The 21117-nt window shown below is 74.5% G+C and carries 13 protein-coding genes; 3 read left to right on the plus strand and 10 right to left on the minus strand.

Annotated elements, in window-relative coordinates; genetic code table 11:
• Positions 1-73 precede the first annotated feature (73 nt).
• From ACWDXC_RS21290 to ACWDXC_RS21305, 4 genes are read right to left on the minus strand one after another with little or no spacing between them, the layout of a single operon-like run.
• Positions 74-1657: a PucR family transcriptional regulator gene (locus tag ACWDXC_RS21290; RefSeq protein ID WP_246646769.1), complete on the minus strand. Its 1584-nt coding sequence runs from the start codon at positions 1655-1657 to the stop codon at positions 74-76.
• A 23-nt stretch (positions 1658-1680) separates the two neighbouring features.
• A complete protein-coding gene (locus ACWDXC_RS21295; RefSeq protein ID WP_219517738.1) occupies positions 1681-2508 on the minus strand; it encodes a serine hydrolase in 828 nt (275 codons plus the stop codon).
• Between the two features lie 12 nt (positions 2509-2520).
• Complete coding sequence (locus ACWDXC_RS21300) at positions 2521-3834, minus strand: serine hydrolase (protein WP_308126187.1); 1314 nt, start codon at positions 3832-3834, stop codon at positions 2521-2523.
• Positions 3798-5684 carry a S9 family peptidase gene (locus tag ACWDXC_RS21305; RefSeq protein WP_449984485.1) on the minus strand — a complete coding sequence of 629 codons (1887 nt, stop codon included), beginning with the start codon at positions 5682-5684 and terminating at the stop codon, positions 3798-3800. Before ACWDXC_RS21305 ends, ACWDXC_RS21300 begins: the two co-directional genes overlap by 37 nt.
• A gap of 301 nt (positions 5685-5985) precedes the next feature.
• On the opposite strand from ACWDXC_RS21305, the gene tuf reads away from it, so the two are divergent.
• The gene (tuf, locus tag ACWDXC_RS21310; RefSeq protein ID WP_449984487.1) at positions 5986-7152 is read left to right on the plus strand and encodes an elongation factor Tu; all 1167 of its coding nucleotides are present in this window, start codon (positions 5986-5988) and stop codon (positions 7150-7152) included.
• A 191-nt stretch (positions 7153-7343) separates the two neighbouring features.
• On the opposite strand, the gene ACWDXC_RS21315 is transcribed toward tuf, so the two are convergent.
• From ACWDXC_RS21315 to ACWDXC_RS21340, 6 genes are all read right to left on the minus strand, one after another.
• Complete coding sequence (locus ACWDXC_RS21315) at positions 7344-10184, minus strand: glycoside hydrolase family 2 TIM barrel-domain containing protein (protein WP_449984489.1); 2841 nt, start codon at positions 10182-10184, stop codon at positions 7344-7346.
• A gap of 11 nt (positions 10185-10195) precedes the next feature.
• Positions 10196-11380: a M20 metallopeptidase family protein gene (locus tag ACWDXC_RS21320; protein WP_449984492.1), complete on the minus strand. Its 1185-nt coding sequence runs from the start codon at positions 11378-11380 to the stop codon at positions 10196-10198.
• A complete protein-coding gene (locus tag ACWDXC_RS21325; RefSeq protein WP_449984495.1) occupies positions 11377-12504 on the minus strand; it encodes an amidohydrolase family protein in 1128 nt (375 codons plus the stop codon). Before ACWDXC_RS21325 ends, ACWDXC_RS21320 begins: the two co-directional genes overlap by 4 nt.
• 162 nt (positions 12505-12666) lie before the next feature.
• Positions 12667-16056 (minus strand): phosphodiester glycosidase family protein, encoded by a 3390-nt coding sequence (locus ACWDXC_RS21330; RefSeq protein WP_449984498.1) that lies wholly within the window; start codon positions 16054-16056, stop codon positions 12667-12669.
• A 62-nt stretch (positions 16057-16118) separates the two neighbouring features.
• On the minus strand, positions 16119-18218 hold the full coding sequence (locus ACWDXC_RS21335) for a hypothetical protein (RefSeq protein ID WP_449984500.1): 2100 nt from the start codon (positions 18216-18218) through the stop codon (positions 16119-16121).
• Positions 18219-18446: 228 nt separating this feature from the next.
• Complete coding sequence (locus tag ACWDXC_RS21340) at positions 18447-19448, minus strand: Clp protease N-terminal domain-containing protein (RefSeq protein WP_449984503.1); 1002 nt, start codon at positions 19446-19448, stop codon at positions 18447-18449.
• 158 nt (positions 19449-19606) lie between these two features.
• Here ACWDXC_RS21340 and ACWDXC_RS21345 point away from each other — a divergent pair, with 158 nt between their 5' ends.
• Together ACWDXC_RS21345 and merB are read left to right on the plus strand one after the other, a co-directional pair.
• On the plus strand, positions 19607-20257 hold the full coding sequence (locus ACWDXC_RS21345; RefSeq protein ID WP_449984506.1) for a hypothetical protein: 651 nt from the start codon (positions 19607-19609) through the stop codon (positions 20255-20257).
• A gap of 42 nt (positions 20258-20299) precedes the next feature.
• The gene (gene merB, locus ACWDXC_RS21350) at positions 20300-21007 is read left to right on the plus strand and encodes an organomercurial lyase (RefSeq protein WP_449984509.1); all 708 of its coding nucleotides are present in this window, start codon (positions 20300-20302) and stop codon (positions 21005-21007) included.
• Positions 21008-21117 lie beyond the last annotated feature (110 nt).

Here is a 21117-nt window from a genome sequence, read left to right on the forward strand (position 1 = left end):
TGATGCCTCACCCTGTCCGCTCACCGGCGCGCGTTCTTCGTTCCCTGCGACGAAATGTACGGGCGGCGTCGTGCTAGGGGCCGAAGATCCGCATCTGCAGCATGACGGTGAGCCGGGCGTCGGGGTCGGTCAGGTCGAGGCCGCTGATCTCGACGAGCCGCTTGAGCCGGTAGCGGAAGGTGTTGGTGTGCACGTGCACCCGGGCGGAGGCGGCGTTGACGTCGCCGAAGGCGTCGAGGTAGGCGCGCAGGGTGGCGACGAGCTCGCTGCCGTGCTCGCGGTCGTGGGCGAGCAGCCGCTGGTAGGGGCCGGTGGGGGTCTGCTCCTCGGCGTTGACCACGTCGGCGACCTGGAGCAGCAGCGACTCGAAGTGGACGTCGGCGTAGCCGGCGGCCTCGCCGGAGGCGCCGCGCGAGCGCAGCACGCGCAGCGCCCGGTCGGCGTCGGCGCGGGACCTGGCCACCTGGGCGAGCGTGCCGGCCAGCCGGCCGACGCCGACGTTGGCGGGGTGGCGCGGGCCGACCCTGGCCAGGAAGCTGCGCGCGATGCGGACGGCGCGGGCCTCCTCCTCGCCGCCGGGGTTGAGCGGCAGGACGGCGTAGGCGACGGAGCCGACGAGCGCGGCGGCGGCCTTGGGGTGGATGGTGGCCACGTGCAGGGCGAGCGCGTCGCAGAAGCGCTGCCGGTCGCTCTCGCCGCGTGCCGGGTCGCCCTCGGGCTCGCCGGTGAGCTGGGCGGCCAGCACGCACAGCCGCTGGGTGGCGACGCCGAGCCGGCCCGCGGCCTCGGCGGCGTCGGCGCCGCCGGCGAGCACGGTGGACAGCAGGTCGGCGCGCAGGCGGCGCTGGGTGTCGGCGCCGGCCCGCTCGCGCAGCAGCCGCAGCGCGACGATCTTGGCGGCGTCGGCGAGCGCCCGCTGGCGCTGCTCGGTCAGCGGCTCGTGCACGGCCGCCCAGATCGAGCCGAGGATCTCGTCCCCGGACCGGACGGCGACGGCGGCCCGGTTGATGCTGTCGCCGGGCAGCTCCATGTAGATGGGGTCGCGGCTCTGGTAGAGCTGCTTGATCAGGCCGCGCTCGTCGAGCATGCGCTGGTAGCGCTCGGGCACCTGGCGGCCGAGCACGGTCTCGACACGGCCGGGGTCGGCCTCGTCCTGGCGGCCGGAGTAGGCCAGCACCCGCGAGGAGCGGTCCTCGATCGTGACGGGCGCGTCGAGGAGCGCGCACACGGCGTTGGCCAGCGAGAACAGGTCGCCCTGCGCCTCCTCCCCCGCCTCAGCCAGGTCGCCCTCGGCCAGCAGCGAGCGCAGCAGCGCGGCGACCTGCGCCCAGGAGGCGGCCCGGGTGAGCCCGAGGACGGCGACCCCGGTCTCGGCGACCGCCGCCCGGACGCCGTCGTCCACGTCGACGGGCAGCTTGACCACCACGCCGGCCGCGGCCGGCACGGACTCCAGCAGCGCGCGGATGCCGGCCGCGCCGTGGATGCCGACGGCCAGCACGATCCCGCCCGGCGGCACGTGCGGCTCGTCGAGCGGGTCGTGGATGTGCACGCCGGTGACCTCGGCGTCGAGGTCGCCGGGCGCGGCGGCGACGTCGAGCACGGTGCTGCCGAGGTCGTCCAGGATCCGCCGCAGGCTGGCACGTGGGCGGGTGGTCATCCACACACCATAGGCGGCGTTCGTCATCGCCCGCGCAACCGGTCCACCGCGTGGCGGGCGGCGCGGCCGATGGCGGCGTCGGCCTCCGGGTCGCGGCCGCCGAGACTGGTGGTGCGCAGGAAGACGGCGACGGCGTAGCGGCCCCCGTCGGGGTACTCCACGACGCCCGCCTCGTTGCGGATTCCCCACAGGGTGCCCGTCTTGCCGGAGACGCGCACCTCGTCGCCGAACCCGGCGGCCAGGCGGTGCGGCCAGATCTGGTTGCCCATGATCGTGCGCACCTCGGCGCACGCCTCGGGCGGGCCGGCCTCGTCCCGCCAGATGGCCGCCAGCAGCGCGGTCGTCTCGCGGGGGGTGCTGGACGTGGTGCGCTCCGGGTCGCGCACGGCCAGCGGCTCGATCCGCTCGCGCGGCATGCCGTCGGTGTCGATCGTGCCCAGCTCGGCCACCACCTGGGCGAACAGCTCGGCGCAGCCGCCGATCAGCCGGGTCCGGCGCAGGCCGAGACCGGCGAGCGTGGCGTGCACCCGGTCCAGGCCGACCCGGCGCAGCAGCACGTCGGTGGCGGCGTTGTCGCTCATCGTCAGCATGAAGTGGGCCAGGTCGCGCAGCGTGAGCGAGACGTCGTCGGCGCAGCCGGAGGTGCCGATGCCGCCGTCCTTGTCGGCGGCGGTGACGGTCAGCCGCTCGGTGCGCGACAGCTCGCCCGCCGCGGCCTGGCGGGCGTACTCCAGCGCCACCGCGATCTTGAACACGGAGGCGAGGACCACCGGCTCGTCCGGGTCGAGACCGAACTCGGCGTCGCCGTCGATGTCGCGGGCGTGCACGAAACCGCGCGCGCCCGCGAGCATCTCCCGCACCGCTCAGCTCACCTTGGGGGTCGCCCTGGCCCCCAGGTGCACGTACGGGGATCCGTCGGGGAGTTCGTAGAACACCGCGGACATCCAGTCGGGGTCGCCGTCGCGGCGGCCGACGAACGTGGTCGCGTCGACGGGGACCAGGCCGAGCTCGACCGGCTCCTGCAGCTCGGCGAGCGGGCCGGTGGCCTCGATGCGCAGCTGGAGGCCGCCCTCCCGCTCGCTGATCGTCATCCGGGCGCCGGCGCGCTCGTAGACGCCCGCGTAGCGGGACGCGTCGACCTCGACCGGTGTCGCGGGCGGGCCGAGCGTCGGCGGCACGGTGATGCCGTCGAGCTCGGCGAACAGCTCGGTGGCGACGGCGTGGGTGAACGCGCCGCTGTGGCCGCCGTTCGCCACGACCGCGACGACCGTGCCGGTGCTGGGCACCACCCACAGCATCGCGTGCTGGCCGATGGTGTTGCCGCCGTGCGAGATGACGCGGTGGCCGTCCCACTCGTCCAGGATCCAGCCGATGCCCCACTGCTTGCCGAGCGTGTGCGGGTTGGGGATGTCGATCTGCGGCTCCCACATGGCCTGCGGGTCGTCCAGCAGGCCGCCCTCCAGGTGGGCGCGGCCGAAGGCGACGACGTCGGCGGCGCGGGCGCAGATGAGCCCGGCCGGTCCGGCGGAGCGCATCAGCCCCCACACCGGGGCGACCTTGCCGCCCTCGACGTGGCCGATGGCGGCCCGGTGGCGCAGCACGTCCTCGGGGAGCGTGCAGGTGTGGGTGAGGCCGAGCGGCTCGATGATCCGCTCGCGCAGCACGGCGTCCCACACCTTGCCGTCGAGCTTCTCCAGGATGCGCCCGGCGACGGTGAACCCGGAGTTGCAGTAGGACTGGGTGACGCCGAGCGGGTGGTTCTGCACCAGGTCGGCGCAGGCCTCGACGTAGCGTTCCACGCAGTCGTCGCCCCGGCCGGTGTCGAGGAACAGGTCGCCGTCGATGCCGCTGGTGTGCGACAGCAGGTGGCGGATCGTGACCGTCTTGGTCACCTCGGCGTCGGCGACGCGGAACTCGGGCAGCACCTCGGCGACGGGCGTGTCGAGGGTGAAGGCGCCCGCCTCGACGTGCTGCATGAGCATCGTCGCGGTCCACACCTTGGTGACCGAGCCGATCTGGAAGAGCGAGTCGGGGGTCGCCTCCACGCCGGTGTCCGCGTTGAGCACGCCGGCGGCGAACTCGTGGACCTGGCCGTCGTGCAGGTAGGCGAGGGCCGCGCCGGGCACCTCGTACTGGGTGATCAGCTCGGCGAACCGGTGACCCATTGCTCCAGCCACGCGATGATCCTCTCGTTGTAGTCCAGGCGGTGTGAGGGGCGTCCGTTGAGAATGAACAGGTGGGAGGCGTTCGGGTAGCGCACCATGCGTACGGGGACGTTCCGCTCGCGCAGCGCGCCGAACCACTGCTCGGCCTGGCTCACCGGGCATCGGTCGTCGGCGTCTCCGTGGAGGATCAGGGTGGGGGCCGTCACGTCGCTCACGTGGGTGAACGGGGACTGGGCGACGACGTCACCTCCACATTCAAAGGTTTTCAGGAAATATCCCATATCGGAGGTTCCTGCCATGCTGACCAGATCGGTCACGGCTCCGCCGGGGATGGCGGCCCTGAACCTGCCGGTGCGCGCCGACAGCCAGCACGTCATGTAGCCGCCGTAGCTGTAGCCGGTGACGGCCTGCCGCTCCGGGTCGGCGATCCCGTCGGCGATCAGGTCGTCGAGCGGGCCGAGGAAGTCCTGCTCGTCGGCCAGCCCCCAGGCCCCGGCCGCCGCCGTGTAGAACGCCTCGCCGTACCCGTCGCTGGCGCGCGGGTTCATGGTGAGGACCGTCCAGCCGTTCGCGGCGAGCACCTGGTGGTAGAGGTGCGCGCCGTCGAAGACGGGCGCCCACGCGTTGTGCGGCCCGCCGTGCGCGTCGAGCAGCACCGGGCCCGGCCCGTCCCGCGTCTCGTCCCGCAGCACGAAGCCCTCGACCGGCGTCCCGTCGGCCGCGGTGAACGTGCGCCGCACCGGCTCGAACAGCTCCACCCCGTCCAGGGCGTACGCGGTGAGCGGCCTGCCGGGCAGCGTCCGGCACGGCTCGTCCGCAGGGAGGCCGGCCAGGTACACGTCCCCGGCGCTGCGCGGCGTCGACGCCACGTACGCCATCACGCCCCCGGCGACGCTCGCGCCCGACACCACCGCGTCGCCGCCGGCGACCTTCACGGCCGCTCCCCCGCCCGCCGGCAGCGCGTACAGGTGGGTGCAGCCCGCGTCGCGCGCCGCGAACAGCAGCCGGTCGCCCGCGAGCTGCGGCGCCGCGCCCGGGTAGCCGGGGGCGCCCACCATGACGTTGCGGTCGAGCCCGGTCTCCAGCTCCTCGGCCCCGCCCTCGCCGACCGTGTACAGCCGCGTGTGGGCGACCGGCCCGCGCATCCCCGCCACGACCAGCCGCTCGCCGAGCCACCACACGCCCACGGCGATCATCTCGGGCCCGGTGAGCCGCTTGGGCTCGCCGCCCGCCGCCTCGACCGTGTAGACGGAGCTCGACAGGTCGAGGTCGCCGTCGGGCTCCATCCCGGCGGTGAACGCGAGCCGCTCCCCGTCCGGCGACCACGCCGGCTGGCCCGCGTGGAAGCCACCCTCGGTCAGCCGCACCGGCTCGCCGCCGTCCTGCCCCGCTGCCACGACGAACACGTGCGTGGTGACGCCGCGCAGCAGCCCGGCGCCGTCGGCCTTGTAGTCCAGCCGGTCGGCCACCACCGGGGCGTGCGGGTCGACGTCGCCGTGCGGGCCGGCGTACGCGATCCTGGTGCCGTCGGGCGACCACACCGGCGCGCCCGCGCCCAGCGGCGCGGACGTCAGCGCGACCGGCTCGCCGCCGTCCATCGGCAGCAGGCAGATCTGCGGCGGCCCGCCCTCGGCGCGCAGGTACGCCAGCGTGCGCCCGTCCGGCGACCAGCGCGGGCACGAGCCCTCGGCCAGCCGCCGGGGCTCCGCGCCGGGCGCGGCGAGCCAGATCTCGGCACGGTTCTCGTCCGGCTCGCGCCGGGAGGTGGTCAGGGTGTACGCGACCGCGGAGCCGTCGGGCCGCGTCTGGGGATCGGACGGTACGGCGATGCGGAACAGGTCGTCCAGCGTGAGGCGGGGCATGAGGCGAACGCTAGGCCAGCGCCGCCCCGCGTTCTTCGGTCTGCACGACGAAGGCGAGCTCCGACCTTGTACGGCGGGCCAAAGGGAATATCCCGTTGCCCGGGAACGCTCACTGCCTCACCATGGTCACCATGATCCGGCACGCCCTCCTGACGACGCCCCGCACCGCGGGCGCGTCCGGGCTTGCCTGCGACGGCCTGGAGCGCTGACCTCTTCCCGTATGTCCCGAGTGTGACCCGGCGGGGGGAGGTAGCGGCCCGTACGGGTCACCACGGATTCCAGGCGTCAAGAAGGAAGGATCATGGCGAAGCAGGCTTACGCCCGCACCAAGCCGCACCTCAACATCGGCACGATGGGCCACGTCGACCACGGCAAGACCACGCTGACGGCGGCGATCACCAAGGTGCTCGCCGAGCGGGGCCGGGCGACGTACACGCCGTTCGAGCGGATCGACCGGACCCCGGAGGAGCACTCCCGGGGCATCACGATCAACATCTCGCACGTCGAGTACGAGACCGCGACCCGGCACTACGCGCACGTGGACATGCCCGGGCACGCCGACTACGTGAAGAACATGATCACGGGGGCGGCGCAGCTCGACGGCGCCATCCTCGTCGTGTCCGCGCGTGACGGCATCATGCCCCAGACCAGGGAGCACGTGCTGCTCGCCCGGCGCGTCGGCGTCGAGCACCTGGTCGTCGCGGTCAACAAGGCCGACGGCGCCGACCCGGAGCTCACCGACCTCGTCGAGCTGGAGCTGCAGGACCTGCTCGGCGAGCACGGCTACCGCGGCACCCCGATGGTGCGGGTGTCCGGGCTGCGCGCGCTGGAGGGCGACCCGTACTGGACGGCGTCCGTCGAGGCGCTGCTCCAGGCCGTCGACGACCACGTGCCGGTCCCGGTGCGCTACGTGGACGCGCCGTTCCTCATGCCGGTGGAGAACGTCCTGACCATCACCGGCCGGGGCACGGTCGTCACCGGCGCCATCGAGCGCGGCGCCGTGCGCGTCGGCGACACCGTCGAGGCCGTCGGGCTCGGCGGCGAGCTGACGGCCGTGGTGACCGGCGTCGAGACGTTCGGGCGGACGATGGAGCGGGGCGAGGCGGGCGACAACGCCGCCGTGCTGCTGCGCGGCGTCCGGCGCGAGCAGGTGCGGCGCGGCATGGTGCTGGCGGCCCCCGGCCACCAGCGGGCGCACCGCACGTTCACCGCCCGCGTCCACCTGCTCACGGCGGACGAGGGCGGGCGGCGCACGGCCGTCGCGCCGGGCTACCGGCCGCAGTTCTACCTGCGCACGACCGACGTGCCGGGCGAGCTGCTGCTGCCCGGGCCCGTCCGGCCGGGCGACACGGTGGACGTCAGGGTCGAGCTCGGCAAGCCGGTCGCGCTCGACCCGGGGCTCGGCTTCGCCATCCGCGAGGGCGGCCTCACGGTCGGCGCCGGCACCGTCCTCACGGTGGACGACTGACCCTCCCGCCGCCACCACGGGACGCCCCCTCCCCTCCCGGGAGGGGAGGGGGCGCCTCCTCGCCCTCAGGGACGCGGCCCGGGACCGGGCGAGAGCACCCGGCGGGCCACGGCCCCTCGGCCGGGCGAAGCGCCCGGCGCCAGGCGCGGCTCCGGAACCGGGCCGGGCGGTCGTTGCCGGGGGCGGTCGGGTCAGATCGGGGCGAAAGTGAAGGTGAAGGTGGTGGGGGCGGGCCTGAGTTCGTAGCGGGGCAGGGTGCCGGGGCCGCACGCGGCGGTGCCGATGCCGTGCTGGGCCGCGTCCAGGTGGACGTGCACCCGGTCGCCCGGCACGAGGTCGGGCAGGTGGGTGGCGCGGTCCAGGTCGGCGGTGCTCCAGCGGCGGGCGGTCAGCCCGAACACGGGGTCGCCCGTCACCCGCAGGCCCGCCGCCGGCCCGGTGAGCTCGGCCCAGCGCACGTCCGCGCGCTGCCCGTTCTCCTGCGGGTAGACGTACGGGGTCTGGAGCTCGTCGACGGTGGCGCTCCAGCGGCCGACCCGGGTGGCCATCCCGGTGTCCGGGTACGCCTCGCCGGGCCCCCTGCCGAACCAGGTGACGCGGTCGAAGGCCGCCGGCAGGGTCAGGGCCACGCCGAGCCTGGGCAGCGGCTCGGTCCAGTCGCCGTCGGGCTCGACGTCCACGGTGAGGCCGAGGACGTCGCCGCCGGCGCTCCACCGGTAGGTGACGCGCAGGCCGACGTCGGTGGCGGCGGGCGCGACGCGGGTGCGCACGACCAGCCCGTCGCCGGTTTCGACGGCGTCGACCCGGTGGGTGAGCCGGTGCAGCCCGAGCCGCCGCCAGCGCCCTTCGGCGTCGCTGTAACGGTCGTTGTCGATCGGCGCCCGCCACAGCTCCAGGCGTGGCCCCTCGACGTCGATCCCGAACAGGCGGGTGAGCCGCCCGCCGACCGGGTCGAACACGCCGCCGCCGAGCACCAGCTCACCGCCGGGCGCGGCGGTCACGGACCCCGGGGCGGAGATCGCGGCCGTCGCGGGCCGGGCGCCGCCGTCGTGGTACGGGGCTCCGCCGTCGTGGTAGGGGGCTCCGCCCGTGCCCAGGCGGACCTGGCCGAACGCCACCTCGTGGCCCGCCGGCGCCCACGCCTCGTCGCGGGCCAGCACGGCGCGCACGGTCAGCCACCGCTCACCGTCACCCTCGGGCAGGTCGGGCATCTTCACCTCGCCCCCGCCCGCGGGCACCTCCAGAGCGAACGCGGCGGCCTCCTCCCCGTCGATCTCCAGCAGGGCGGAGAAGGCCAGCCCGGTCAGGTCGCGGAACCCGTACAGGCAGGTGATCGACACGGCCCCGGCCGAGAAGGCGAACCGGACGGGCTCGTACACCTTCTTGAGGTCCAGCAGCCCGGGTGACGGCGTCCGGTCGGGGAACAGCAGGCCGTCGATGACGAAGTTGCCGTCGTGGACCGGCTCGCCGTAGTCGCCGCCGTAGGCGTGGCCGAGCACCGGGTGGGTGAGCCCGTGGTCGATCCACTCCCAGACGAACCCGCCGGCCAGCCTCGGGTAGCGTTCGAACAGCTCCTGGTATTCGGCCAGGCCGCCGGGCCCGTTGCCCATCGCGTGCGCGTACTCGCACTGCAGGAACGGCATCGCGCGCCGCCGGGCGTCGAGCGCCGGGTCGGCCAGCGGCTCCTCCACGCCCCGCCCGATGGCCTCGACCTCGGCGTGGGAGGCGTACATGCGGGAGTAGACGTCCACGTCCGGGCAGGACAGGTCGCCCTCGTAGTGGATGGGCCGGGACGGGTCGCGCTCGCGGGTCCAGGCGGCCATGACGGCGAGGTTGCGGCCGGTGCCCGCCTCGTTGCCGAGCGACCACATGACGACGCTGGGGTGGTTCTTGTCGCGTTCCACCGTGCGGCGCATGCGGTCGAGCAGGGCTTCTTCCCAGCGCGGGTCGTCGATGGGGTTGGCGCGCCAGCCGACCTGGCCGAAGCCGTGGGTCTCCAGGTCGCACTCGTCGATCACCCACAGCCCGAGCTCGTCGCACAGGTCGAGGAAGTCGGGGTGGGGCGGGTAGTGGCTGGTGCGGACGGCGTTGACGTTGTGCCGCTTCATCAGCAGCACGTCCTCGCGCATGGTCTCGTACGGGACGGCGCGGCCGTGGTCGGGGTGGAACTCGTGCCGGTTGACGCCCTTGAACAGCAGCGGCCGCCCGTTGGCCAGCAGCACGCCGTCGGCGATGGAGATCGTCCGGAAGCCGATGCGCAGCCGCACGGTCTCGTCGTCGAGCCGCACCTCGGCGTCGTACAGGCGGGGCGTCTCGGCGGTCCACGGCTCGACGTCGAGCGTGACGGGGGTGCCGGGGGCCAGGCCGGTGACGCCGAGCTCGGCGACGGTGAGCAGGCCGGGCCCGTCGAAGCTGAGCGTGCCGCGCCCGTCGTCGTAGGAGGCGTGCACGAACACGTCGGCGGCCGAGCGGGTGAGCGTCACGTCGCGGAAGATGCCGGGCAGCCACCACATGTCCTGGTCCTCCAGGTAGCTGGCGGCCGACCACTGGTGGACCCGGACGGCGAGCACGTTGCGCCCGGGGCGCAGCCAGGGCCCGGCGTCGAACTCGGCGGGCAGGCGGCTGCCGGTGGTGAAGCCGAGCTCGTGCCCGTTGAGCCACACCTTGGCGTACGACTCGACGCCGTCGAACCGCAGCCGCCCGCCGGTCCAGCCCTCGGGCAGGTCGAAGACGCGGCGGTAGTCGCCGGTGGGGTTCTCCGACGGCACGTGCGGCGGGTCGATCGGGAACGGATAGGACACGTTGGTGTAGGCGGGCGCGCCGTGGCCGTGCAGCGGCCAGTGCGACGGCACGGGCAGCTCGTCCCAGCCGGAGTCGTCGTAGCCGGGGGCGGCGAAGTCGTCGGCGGCGCGGGCGTGCGGCGAGAGCCGGAAGCGCCAGGGGCCGTTGAGGTCGAGGGAGGGTGCGTCGGAGCGGAGAGCCGCCCTGGGAGCCAGGCGGCCGGAACCGGGGGTGAATGTCTCGATGTCCATCGCCGCCGAGCCTAGAGGCTGGCGGTGCTTTCGTCAGCGGCGAGGTAGCCGGCCAGCATGCTCTCCGCGACGGCGCCCACGCTGGCGTCGTCCGGCAGGAATTCGGGCGTGTGCAGGCCGGTCTCGGTGTCGACGCCGACGAACATCATCAGCGACGGCACCAGCGCCCCGTACTGGGCGAAGTCGTCCGCGCCGCACGAGCGCAGCTCGGCGGTGACCGTACGGCCCTGCGCGCGCAGCAGCTCGCCGGTCCGCACGGCCAGGGAGGCGTCGTTGACCAGGACGGGCTCGCCGGGCAGGACCGTCACCTCGGCCTCGCAGCCGTGCGCCCTGGCCACGTCGGCGGCCATCTGGGCGAAGCGCTCGTGCAGGGTCTCGCGCCAGGGCTGCGACAGCGACCGGAGCGTGCCCCGGGCGACGGCCTCGCCGGGGATGGCGTTGGGCGCGGTGCCGGCGTGCACGGTGCCGAAGGTGACCACGGTCGGCGTCATCGGGTCGGCGGCCCGGCTGACGAGCTGCTGGGCGGCCACGATGACCTGCGCCATCGCCACGACGGGGTCGCGGGCCAGGTGCGGGTAGGCGGCGTGCCCCTCCTTGCCCCTGACCGTCACCCGGAACTCGTCGGAGGAGGCGTTGACGGCGCCGGGCGTGCAGGCGATGACGCCGTCGTCCAGCACCGGCTGCACGTGCGCGCCGATCATGGCGGCGATCCGGTGGCGGCCGAGCGCCCCGGAGCGGACGATGTCGGCGGCGCCGGACGGGTAGCTCTCCTCGCGCGGCTGGAGCACGACGACGAGCGGCGTGACGCCGCCGTCGCGGGGGCCGAGCACGTCCGTCACCCGGTCGACGGCGCGGGCGAGCGCGACCACGGCGGCCAGGTGCACGTCGTGGCCGCAGGCGTGCATGGCGCCGTTGACCGACGCCCACGGCACGCCGGTCCGCTCGACGATCGGCAGCCCGTCCAGCTCGCCGCGCACGCCGACGGCCGGTCCGGCGCCGCCCACGCGCAGCAGCGCGCCGGTGCCCGCGACGTGCTCCACCTGGCCGCCGGGCAGCGCGTCGAGGACCCGTTTGAGCGTCGGGCCCTCCTTGCCGGACAGCCGGGGCTCGGCGTGCAGCTCGCGCCGCAGCTCCACGGCCGTGTGCAGCTCGCGCCGGAGCACCTCGCGCAGCAGGACGTCGCGGCGGCTGGTCACGGCGCCCCCAGGCCGTAGACGCGGCGGGCGTTGTCCGCGCCCACCATCGCCGCCACCCTCGCCGCCTGCGCCGCCGACCACTCCCCCTCGGCGACGAAGCCGCCCAGCACCCGGGCCATCGCCCGGCGCCACAGCTCGGCGCCGAGGAAGTGCAGCTCGGCCGGCCCCCACGCGTCGGAGGAGAACAGCAGCTTGGCGAACGGCGCCACCTCCAGGCTCTCGGCCACCAGCGCGGCGCAGGCGGCGCCGCTGTAGTGCAGGCCCAGGCCGACGTCGAAGTAGACGTTCGGGTACGCGTGCGCGAGGTAGCCGGCCTGGCGGTGGTACGGGTAGCAGTGCAGGAGCAGCAGCGGCACCCCGGACGGCTCGGCCCGCTCGATCAGCCCGCGCAGCAGCAGCGGGTCGGAACGCCGCAGGTCCAGGTCGGGGTCGCCGAGCCCGGTGTGGATCTGCAACGGCAGGCCGCGCTCGATCCCGGCCCAGACGGCGTGGCGCAGCAGCACCGGGTCGTCCAGCCGGGCGCCGCCCCCAGCCAGCCAGCGGCCGGCCGCCTCGGTCACCTCGGTGGCCGTGGGCGGCTCGGGGTCGGCGTCGAGGCCGTGCCGGTAGGCCAGGACGGTCTTGACCGCCCGGGCGGTGCGGGTGCGCTCGGCCAGCGTCTCGGCGAAGCGTCCTGCGTAACCGGCGGCGTCGACGCCGGTGGCCGCGACCTGTTCGGCGACGGCCTCCAGCCGGACCACCTCGTCCACCGGGGCGCCGGTGACCTCGGCCATGCCGGACGGGCCGAGGATCTCGCCGGGCCGGTAGCCGGTCTCCACCAGGTAGTGGCCGACGCCGGAGGCGCCGAGCAGGCGGCGGTTGACCTCGTCCGCGCCGAGCCGGGCACGCCTGGCCAGGTACGCCTCGGGCGCGGTGTGCGGCTCCAGCCCGAGCAGCGGCGCGCAGTGGCGCAGGATCGCGTGACCGAGCTGGGAGTCGAACTGCGTCATCCAGGAGGGCACGGGCCGGTCGGACTCGGTGATGAGCTCCTCGAACGCGGTGCGCGACAGGTCGTGCCCGGTGACGCCGTGCACGTGGTGGTCGACCAGCGGCAGGTCGCGCAGCGCGGTGATCAGGTCGGTCACTGGGAGGGTCCTACCCGGTTGTCGGACTTCGGCATCCTCCCTCCGTTCCCGCGAGATCGCCTCCCGAACGCCCCGCCCGCGAAGGGGCGGGGCGCCCGGGGCGATCAGGCCGCGGCTCTGAGGTCAGGCCGCGGCCTTGGCGGTCAGGCGGCGGCTCTGAGGTCAGGCGGCGGCCTTGGCGGTCAGGGCGACGCCTGCCTGCCGGGTGACGCCGTTGACCGTCACGGCGACCGTGACGTTCCCGGGCCGCAGCGCGGTGAGCGTGCCCGCCTCGGGGTCGAGGACGGCCACGTGCCACGGCTTGGCCGTCTGCCGGGGCCCGACGTGCAGGTTCGGCGAGCCCGACCAGCGCGCCGACACCGGGTAGGCGGCCGGGACCGCGCGCTCGTCCTGCTTGACCGTCGCCGACACCGTGGCCGGCGCGCCGACCGCGACGGTGGCCGGAGCGGTCAGCGTGAGCTCGTCGACGTGCGGCCTGACCTGGGCGCCGATCCACGTGGGCGCGTCGGCGAACCAGTTGCGCCTGACGTGCTCGGCCTCCTTGCCCGTAACCGGGTCGACGCCCCACAGGGACCAGCCGGTGAAGCCGCCGTCGCCGGGCGCGGTGGCCGGGTTCTTGCCGGAGTTGCCGTTGATGAAGTACGGCACCGCGTCCACGCGGGAGGCGTGGAAGGTCCCGACGTGCGCGCCGATGAACGCGGCGCCCTTGCCGGTGTCACGCTGGAAGGCAGCCAGCCAGCCTTCGACCAGCGCGGCCTCCTTGCGGTCGCCGAGCTGGCTGCCCTTGCCGGGCGTCGGGTCGCGCGGCGGCACGTGGAACAGCACCGCCACCGAGCCGACCGAGGAGTCACGGGCGGCCTCGTCGAGCTCCGAGCGCAGCAGCGCGACCTGCTCGAAGCCGCCGCCGCGCAGGTTGAGGCGGGAGGTGTCGAGCGTGATGAACCGGGTGCCCTTGTGGTCGAAGGTCCGGTACGTGTCGCCGAAGACGGCCCGGAAGTTGTCGATCTTGCCGCCCATCACCTCATGGTTGCCCGGGATGTAGTGATATTTCAGCTCACCGCCGAGTTCCTCGTCGAGGATGCGCTTGGCCAGCGCGAAGTCCTCCGGCGACGCCTCGTCCACCAGGTCACCGTTGATCACCAGGAAGTCGGGCTTGGCCGCCTTGATCTCGCGCAGCGTGCGCCGGGCGTTGCGGACGATGTCGCTGTCCGGATCACGCGCGACGAACTGGGCGTCCGACATGACCGCGAACCGCCACGGCATGTCGCCCACCTCCGGCCGCACCACCGGATCGGCCACGGCCGGGACCTCGGGCGCCTCGACCGACGGCGGCACCTTCGCCACCAGCCCGTCGATCAGGATCTCGTTGGTGTACGAGGCCGCGGCCTTGGTCTCGGCCACGTAGAAGCGCCGCAGCTTGAGCGGGTAGTTGACGCCCGCCGGCACCGCGAACTCGACGAACTTCCAGCCCGTCCACGTCAGGTACGGGCCGCGCAGGATCTGCGACTGCCCGGCCGCGTCGTAGAACTCCAGGCTGGGCCACTCGCCCTTGCCCGTGGAGTGGATCCACAGGCCGAACGCCTGCGGCTGGCCGTTCACCACGATCTGCTCGGGCGGGCTGGCGTACGCGGCGCGGGTGGCGGTGGACTGGGTGAAGTCGTAGGCGAGCTTGAGCCCGCCGCCGCTCTGGCCGGGCGCGGCCGACAGCGAGCCGGTGGCGCGCGCGGTGGCGAACTTCCACGAGGCGGCGTTCTCGAAGTCGGCCACCGGCTGGTCCTCGAAGCCGACCGTCACCGGCACCGCGGTGCTGATCTTGCCGACCTTGGCGGTGATGAGCCCCGACCCGGTGGGCCGCTTGGCCTTGACCGTGAAATAGCCCTGCTCGGCCGCGGTGACCTCGAACAGGCCGCGGTCGTAGTCGAGCGTGAGGTCGGCCGGCTCGATGGGCGCGCTGTTGCCGTTGCGGTCGTAGCCGACGACGCCGAACGCGGCGGTGCCGTCCTGGCCGGGCAGGCCGACCCGGTCGGTGGTGGCGCCGAGCCGCCGCAGCGGCTGCAGCACGGTCAGCTCCAGGGTGCCCTTGGCCTTGCCGCGCGAGGCGGTGACCTTCGCCTGGCCGGGGACCAGGGCGTGGAACCTGCCGTCGCGCACGACGCCGTGCACGGCCGGGGTGGAGCGCCACAGGGGCGTGCCGGACGCGGGCCCGTACGTCTCGTCGTAGCCGGCGGCGGTCAGCCGCCGGGTGAGCCCGGGGAAGACGCGGTCGGGGCGGCCACCGGCGACGGGGGCCGCGCCGGGGGCCCTGGCCGGGTCGGTAGCGGTCTCCAGCCAGAAGCCCTTGAGCTTGCCGCTGCCCTCGGGCGCGTAGAGGGCCAGGCCGTTGGGCACGTGGCGCTCGCCGCCGTCGGAGGGGCTGTTCTCCACCTGGACGTCGGCCTGGCCTGGCTCGCGGGCGAGCAGCGTGGAGGAGCCGCCGCCGTCGAGGTTGAGCGCGTCGGCGGCGCCGAGGTCGGCCATCATGGCGGCCAGCTCGTCAAGCGTGACGCCGCGGCTGTCGGCCTGGCGGCCGTCCACCGTGAGCAGGTACATCTTCCTGCCGTCGGCGGAGAAGCCGACCGCGGTGCGCGGGTGGGCCGACTGGTCGGACGAGTGCTGCACGGCGCCGTCCTTGACCAGGACGTAGTTGCCGCCGACCGCGGACTCGACGGCGCCGCCGTCGGAGGCCTTCGGCTGGTAGCGCACGTCGACCCGGTCGCCCGGCTTGAGCGCGGCCAGGGCGCTCGCGCCGGCGTCGCGGCCGAGCAGGATCGTGGTGCCGGCCGTGACGGGGCCGCTGCCGGCCTCCTGCCGCACCGCCGCGACCACGCCGTCCTTGAGCTCGACCTCGGTGACCGAGGCGGCGCCCTCGACCGCGCGGGCCCGGGTGTAGGAGCCCCACAGCGGGGTGAACAGGCCGACGCCGTTGTTCTGCACGATCTGGTTGAACTGGGTGAGCGTGACCGGCGCGCCGCCCTCGGGGGTGGCGGTGCCCTCGAAGTACATCTTGAGCACCCGGCCGACGCCGTCGGCGCTGACGGCGACCGCGTTCTCGTGGCCGGCGCGCGGCGACTGGACGAGCTCGCCGTTCTGGACGCCGATGCCCTGGGCGGCGCCGGAGTTGTTGATGTCGAAGAAGTCGCCGTTGACGGCGGCGACGGCGCGCGAGCGCTTGGCCGGTCCGGACAGCGGCTCGGTCTTCGACACCTCGCCGGAGTACACGTACCCGGCCTTCGCGCCGCCGCCGAGGTCGGCGGTGAGCGCGTCGGCGCGCAGCCAGCCGAGCGCGTCGTAGGTGTCGAAGGAGGTCAGGGTGATGCCGGGCGCGACGGGCCGGGTCTTCTTGTCCGTCTCCAGCCTGCCGCCGGGGGCGTCCGAGGCGGCGATCAGCGTGGAGGGCGGCGGATAGGACGACGCGGTGAGCGCGTCCTCTGCGGGGGGTGTGGGCTCGGCGTGAGCGGGGGACGCCGCGGTTAACACCAGAGCCGCGGCGGCCAGATAACGGAGGGTCTGCACGACCGAACTCAATCGCCCATGGATATAACTTTCAAGACTTGGGGGTGAACTAAAAGAAAATTTCAGATCTTGCCGGCGACGACCCGCCCATCGGGCGCCCCGTCACCGGCTCCGGCCTCCTGCGGGGCCGACCTGATGCCCGCGTAGAGCACCAGCGGCACCGCCGTGGCCACCGCCATCGACAGCACGGCCGTGCCCGAGTCGTTGACCAGCATGCCGACGACGCCGCTGACCAGGGCGCCGATGAGCCCCGCCCGCAGCATCGGGGTGCGCGCGAACGCCCTCGGCACGATGCCCGCGCTGATCTTCTCCGGCCGCAGGATCGCGAAGACCAGGAACGCCAGCCCGGCGATGACGATCGGCATGAGGTTGGGCGAGAGCATGGTGTTGAGCATGGCGCCGAGCTTGCGCATGATCATCGGCCAGAACGTGCCGTCGATCACCTGGCCGACAAACCTGCCCAGGTGCGTCTGCGCGGCCGGGGGCCGCAGGTGGTCGAGCACCGCGATGATCGACACGGCCACGCCGCCCAGCACGCAGAACGCGCCGAGCTTCACCACCGACACCTTCCGGCCCGCCACGAGCAGCGCGGTCACCGCGATGCCCGGCACGAACGCGATCACGCCGCCGAAGTCGCTGCCGACGCCCGGCCAGCCCGCCAGCAGCATCGCGACCACGCCCAGCCCGGCCACCACCCACACCGCGGCCCGCCTGTGCCCGCGCCGCACCAGCCGGTCGGCGGCCATCGCCGTGGTCATCAGCACGCCCGTCGCCAGCAGCGCGAACGGGATGTTGGCCAGCCCGTAGTAGCGCCCGCCGACCACGGCGGTGTAGCCCATGAGGCTGTTGAACTGCAGGTTCGTGCCGGTCAGCAGGTCGGCGACGAGCACCAGGCCGGTGAACGTCGCCACCACCGCCGGCGGCCCCAGCGGGTCGCGCCGCCACGGCCCGCCCACCGCCAGCCCCACGATCGCCAGGTCGATCGCCACGACCGCGCAGACCAGCGGGACGATCGGGTACGTGCCCTGCACCCAGGGCACCAGGTTGACCAGGTACGTCGAGACGGGGACCGCCGCCAGGCCGAGCGCCACCGGGCCGATCGCCCCCGGCCGCCTGCGCCGCGACAGCACGAAGTAGGCGATCGCGTAGAAGAACACCGTGATCGTGGCGAAGACGGTGAAGAACACGCCGGTCGCGCTCCGTACGGTGGTGGCCTTGAGGTCGGCCTCCCGCAGCCGCTCCACGCCCGCGTCCCGCCCGGCGACGTCGCCGGGCTTCCAGGCGATGCCGATGACCGTGGGCGGCACCGGGATGCCGGCGGCGGTCAGCACCGTCGTGGTGATGTCGGTGAGGATCACGATGTCCTCGCGCCGGGTGGAGCTGGTGCCGAGGATCGCCCCGCGCGCCTGGTCGTGCTTCCACATGGCCACGCGCAGGTGCGGCACCGAACCGTGGTCGCCGTTGCCGGCCAGCACCACCTGGGTCCCGGCGGGCAGCTTGGCCAGCGCCGCGCCGACCTCCGCGTCCGCCGCCCGCACCGCCGCGCGCCGCGCCTCCGGCGTGATCGCCTCCGGCTCCCTCGACAGCTTGCCGTCGGCGCCGAGATAGGGCCTGATCAGCTCGTCCACGTCCACGGCGACGACCTTGCAGCGCGACCAGTCGGCCAGCGAGGCCGGGTCGGGCGCGTACACGTCGACGCGGCCCTCACGGTCGCCCAGCGCCAGCGCCGCGCCCCGGCCGACCGCCGTCGTGCACTCCCCCGCCGCCTGCACGGCCGCGCCGAGCGTGCCCACGTAGCCGCCGTCACGCTTGGCCAGGATGCCGGCGAACCCCGGCACCACCGCGCCCTCACCCCGCCGCTCCGGCTCCGGCGGCAGGCCGCAGCGCTGCCCGAACGCCGACCGCACGCCCGCCGAGACGGTCAGCCAGCCGTCGTACGGGCACGCCACGGTGCCCAGGGTCTTGACCGACACCGAGCCGAGATCGCTCTGCCCGGCCAGCCGCCACAGGTTCGGGGCCGACTCGGGGGTGACGTCGTCCCAGTGCAGGCCCGGCACCCCGATGAAGGCCACCCGGCCGGGAGCGGCGTCGTCGGTCGCCGCCACGGCGGGCGCCGCCCACCACAACGTCGAAGCGACCAGCAGGAAAAGCGCCCACCTCACCGTTGGCCCCCATGCGGAGAAGGAAGGGAGTGCGGCGGGGCCGCCCCGCGCCACTCATGTCATGGAACGCAGGCAACCTAGCACGGGAGCAGCCGCGGAGGTGATCCTTTTCACGCCCCGGGACCGGGTGCGGCACAGGCACCCGGGGCGCGGCTCACAGGAAGGCGGCCACGACGATCCCGGCGACGATCAGGGCCGCCGCGGTGAGCACGACGGCCCGGGCGATCGTCACGACGAGGCGTCCGGGGTGAGGCCCGCCCGCTCCTCCAGGCGCTCCAGCCGCCGGATCACGGGCTGCAGCTGGTCCCGCATCACGGCGGCCAGCATCTGCGCCGGATCCTGCGCACCGCCCGCGGGCGCCCCCGCCGGCCCGCCCGCCGCGGGGGCGCCCGCCGCGGGGGCGCTCGCCGTGGGGGCCTGCTGGGCCTGGGCGCGCAGGTGGACGTAGCCCGCCAGCGCGGCGACCACCGCCCGGCGGGTCAGCCTCGGCTCCGCGCCCAGGCCGCGCAGCACCTGCCCGGCCGTCCCGTCGGGCTCGTTCACCAGGCCGAGCAGGAGGTGCTCGCAGCCGATGTAGTTGTGCCCGAGCGAGGCGGCCTCGTTCACGGCGAACTCCAGCGCATTGGCCGCCGCCCCGCTGAACCGCCCCCCACCCTGCTCCCCAGAGGAAGCCACCCCGGCAGCGCTTTCGGGGGCAGCGCCTTCGGAGGCAGCGCCTTCGGAGGCAGCGCTTTCGGGGGCAGCGCCTTCCGGGGCAGCGCCTTCCGGGGCAGCGACTTCGGGAGACGGCGCATCGGCGGGCCGGGGGGCGGCGCCCTCCGGGGTCGGAACCCCCGGGAGGCGGGAGGCGCCTTCCGTGGTCGGGGCGGGCGGGAGGTGGGGGCGGGCGTGGGCGGGGTCGATGTCCATGGCGCGCAGGACGTGCAGGGCGAGGTTGGTGCCCTCGTCGAGCATGGCGGCGAGCAGGTGCTCGGTGCCCACGGCGGGGGCGCGGCCGGCGGCGGCGAGGTCGGCGGCGCGTTTGAGGACCGTGCGGGTGCGGGCGGTGAGGTGGCTGAGCGCCCCGGACGGCCGGTCCGGGTCGAGGTCCGCGGGGACGCTGGCGCGGATCGCCGTCACCCGGCGCACCGCCTGCTCCAGCGCCCGCTGGCAGATGGCCGACACGGGCACCCCCGCCTCCTTGACGGCCTCCGCGAGCTCGTCGGGCAGATAAACGTTGATCTTCGGCACGCGACCTCCTCCTTCAACTATGCCCCCACTATAACCCCACGCGGGTTATATGATCCCCGAGCTGGAGAAGACTGGCTTTGCCGCGACCGGGAGCGCAGACTGGAAGGACGGCGATCCCGCGAAACAGTGGAGCACCCGTGGACAACCACCTTGATCACATGCCGGTTCTGTCCCGAGGCAGGCATCGCAACCCCAAGCGGGGCGCCTGCTTCATGGAGCTGGCCTCCTACCTGGCCGGAGAGCGGTGGAGCGACCACCCCGCCTGCACCCATCCGCTGCTGGCGGCCCTCGCCCGGCTGGTCAACGACAACATCGGCGACGCGCAGCGCGGCCAGCTCGTGGAGCTCGTCCCGTCGATCATCGGCCTGACCTCCGACGACCTGCGGGTGGACGCCCACATCGCACTGCGCTGCGCCACCACCGCGCTGCCCGTCGCGGCGGCCGAGCGGCAGCTCGCGCTGGCGGTGTCGGTGCTGGCGGCCGAGGAGATGCTGGCCAGGCTCGACGGCCGGCCGCCGGGGCGGCTGAGCGAGCGGAGCCGGGCGGCGATGGAGCAGGTGCCGCAGGCCGCCGAACAGGCGCGCAGGTTCAGCCGGGCGGCGCGGATCACCGAGAAGGGCTTCCGCCGCTACGCCGCGCCCAACGCGGTCCAGCTCGCCGTGGTGGGCATCGTCCAGGCGTGCGTCCCGGACCCGGACCCGCTGCTGCGTGACCTGCTGGCGGGGGCGATCGCCGACTGCGCCGCCCTCATCCAGGGAGGAGAAACCCGGCAGGCCGTCACGAACCCTCTCCCGGTCCCCCTGTCCTGAGCGGACCGGGCCGTACCCTTGACCCTCTGGATGGGGGTGGGGATGGACGACGAGGACGTGCGGGTGGCCGTCTACGCCGGGTTCGCCCGTACGGGACGGGCCCCCGGGGTCGAGGAGCTGGCCGCGACCACCGGCGCCGGGCCCGGCGAGGTGCGGCGGGCGTTGCGGCGGCTGCACGGGGCCCGGGCACTGGTGCTGGGCGACAACGGCGACAGCGACAGCGACGAGGGCGAAGGCGAGGGCCAGGGCCAGGGCGGCGCGATCGTCATGGCGCATCCGTTCTCGTCGGTGCCGCTGGGGTTCTCGGTCATGGGCCGGGAGACGCTGTGGTGGGGCGGCTGCGCGTGGGACGCGTTCGCCGTGCCGCACCTGCTCAAGGACGAGCCCGAGGTGCTGGTCGCCACCCGGTGCCCCGGGTGCGGGACGCCGCACGCCTGGTCGGTGGGGCGCGCCGCGCCTCCCCCGGGTGAGCAGGTGGCGCACTTCCTGGTCCCGGTGGCCCGCATGTGGGACGACGTGGTGCGGACGTGCTCGAACCAGCGGCTGTTCTGCTCGGCGGGCTGCGTGGACGGATGGCTGGCGCGTACGGGGCTGCCGCGCGGTTACGTGATGGACGTGCCGGCGCTGTGGCGGCTGGCCCGGGGCTGGTACGACGGCCGTCTGGAGCGCGGCTACACCCGCCGGGAGCCGTCCGAGGCCGCCGCGCACTTCGCCGCCGCCGGGCTGGACGGCCCGTTCTGGGGCCTCTGAGACCCCCGCCCCGACCTGCGCCTTTTCTCGTCAACACGTTCGGGAAGCGGTTCCGCCCGAGGACGGAACCGCAGGTCAGGCAAGCCTCCCCTTCGTTGCGGATCATGCCG

The sequence above is a fragment of the Nonomuraea sp. NPDC003214 genome, assembly GCF_053590035.1.

What these genes read in the sequence shown, in the direction of transcription:
- ACWDXC_RS21290 (WP_246646769.1), bottom strand. Translation starts at nt 1,657, where the DNA reads ATGACCACCCGCCCACGTGCCAGCCTGCGGCGGATCCTGGACGACCTC.
- ACWDXC_RS21295 (WP_219517738.1), bottom strand. Translation starts at nt 2,508, where the DNA reads ATGCTCGCGGGCGCGCGCGGTTTCGTGCACGCCCGCGACATCGACGGC.
- ACWDXC_RS21305 (WP_449984485.1), bottom strand. Translation starts at nt 5,684, where the DNA reads ATGCCCCGCCTCACGCTGGACGACCTGTTCCGCATCGCCGTACCGTCC.
- tuf (WP_449984487.1), top strand. Translation starts at nt 5,986, where the DNA reads ATGGCGAAGCAGGCTTACGCCCGCACCAAGCCGCACCTCAACATCGGC.
- ACWDXC_RS21315 (WP_449984489.1), bottom strand. Translation starts at nt 10,184, where the DNA reads ATGGACATCGAGACATTCACCCCCGGTTCCGGCCGCCTGGCTCCCAGG.
- ACWDXC_RS21345 (WP_449984506.1), top strand. Translation starts at nt 19,607, where the DNA reads ATGCCGGTTCTGTCCCGAGGCAGGCATCGCAACCCCAAGCGGGGCGCC.
- merB (WP_449984509.1), top strand. Translation starts at nt 20,300, where the DNA reads ATGGACGACGAGGACGTGCGGGTGGCCGTCTACGCCGGGTTCGCCCGT.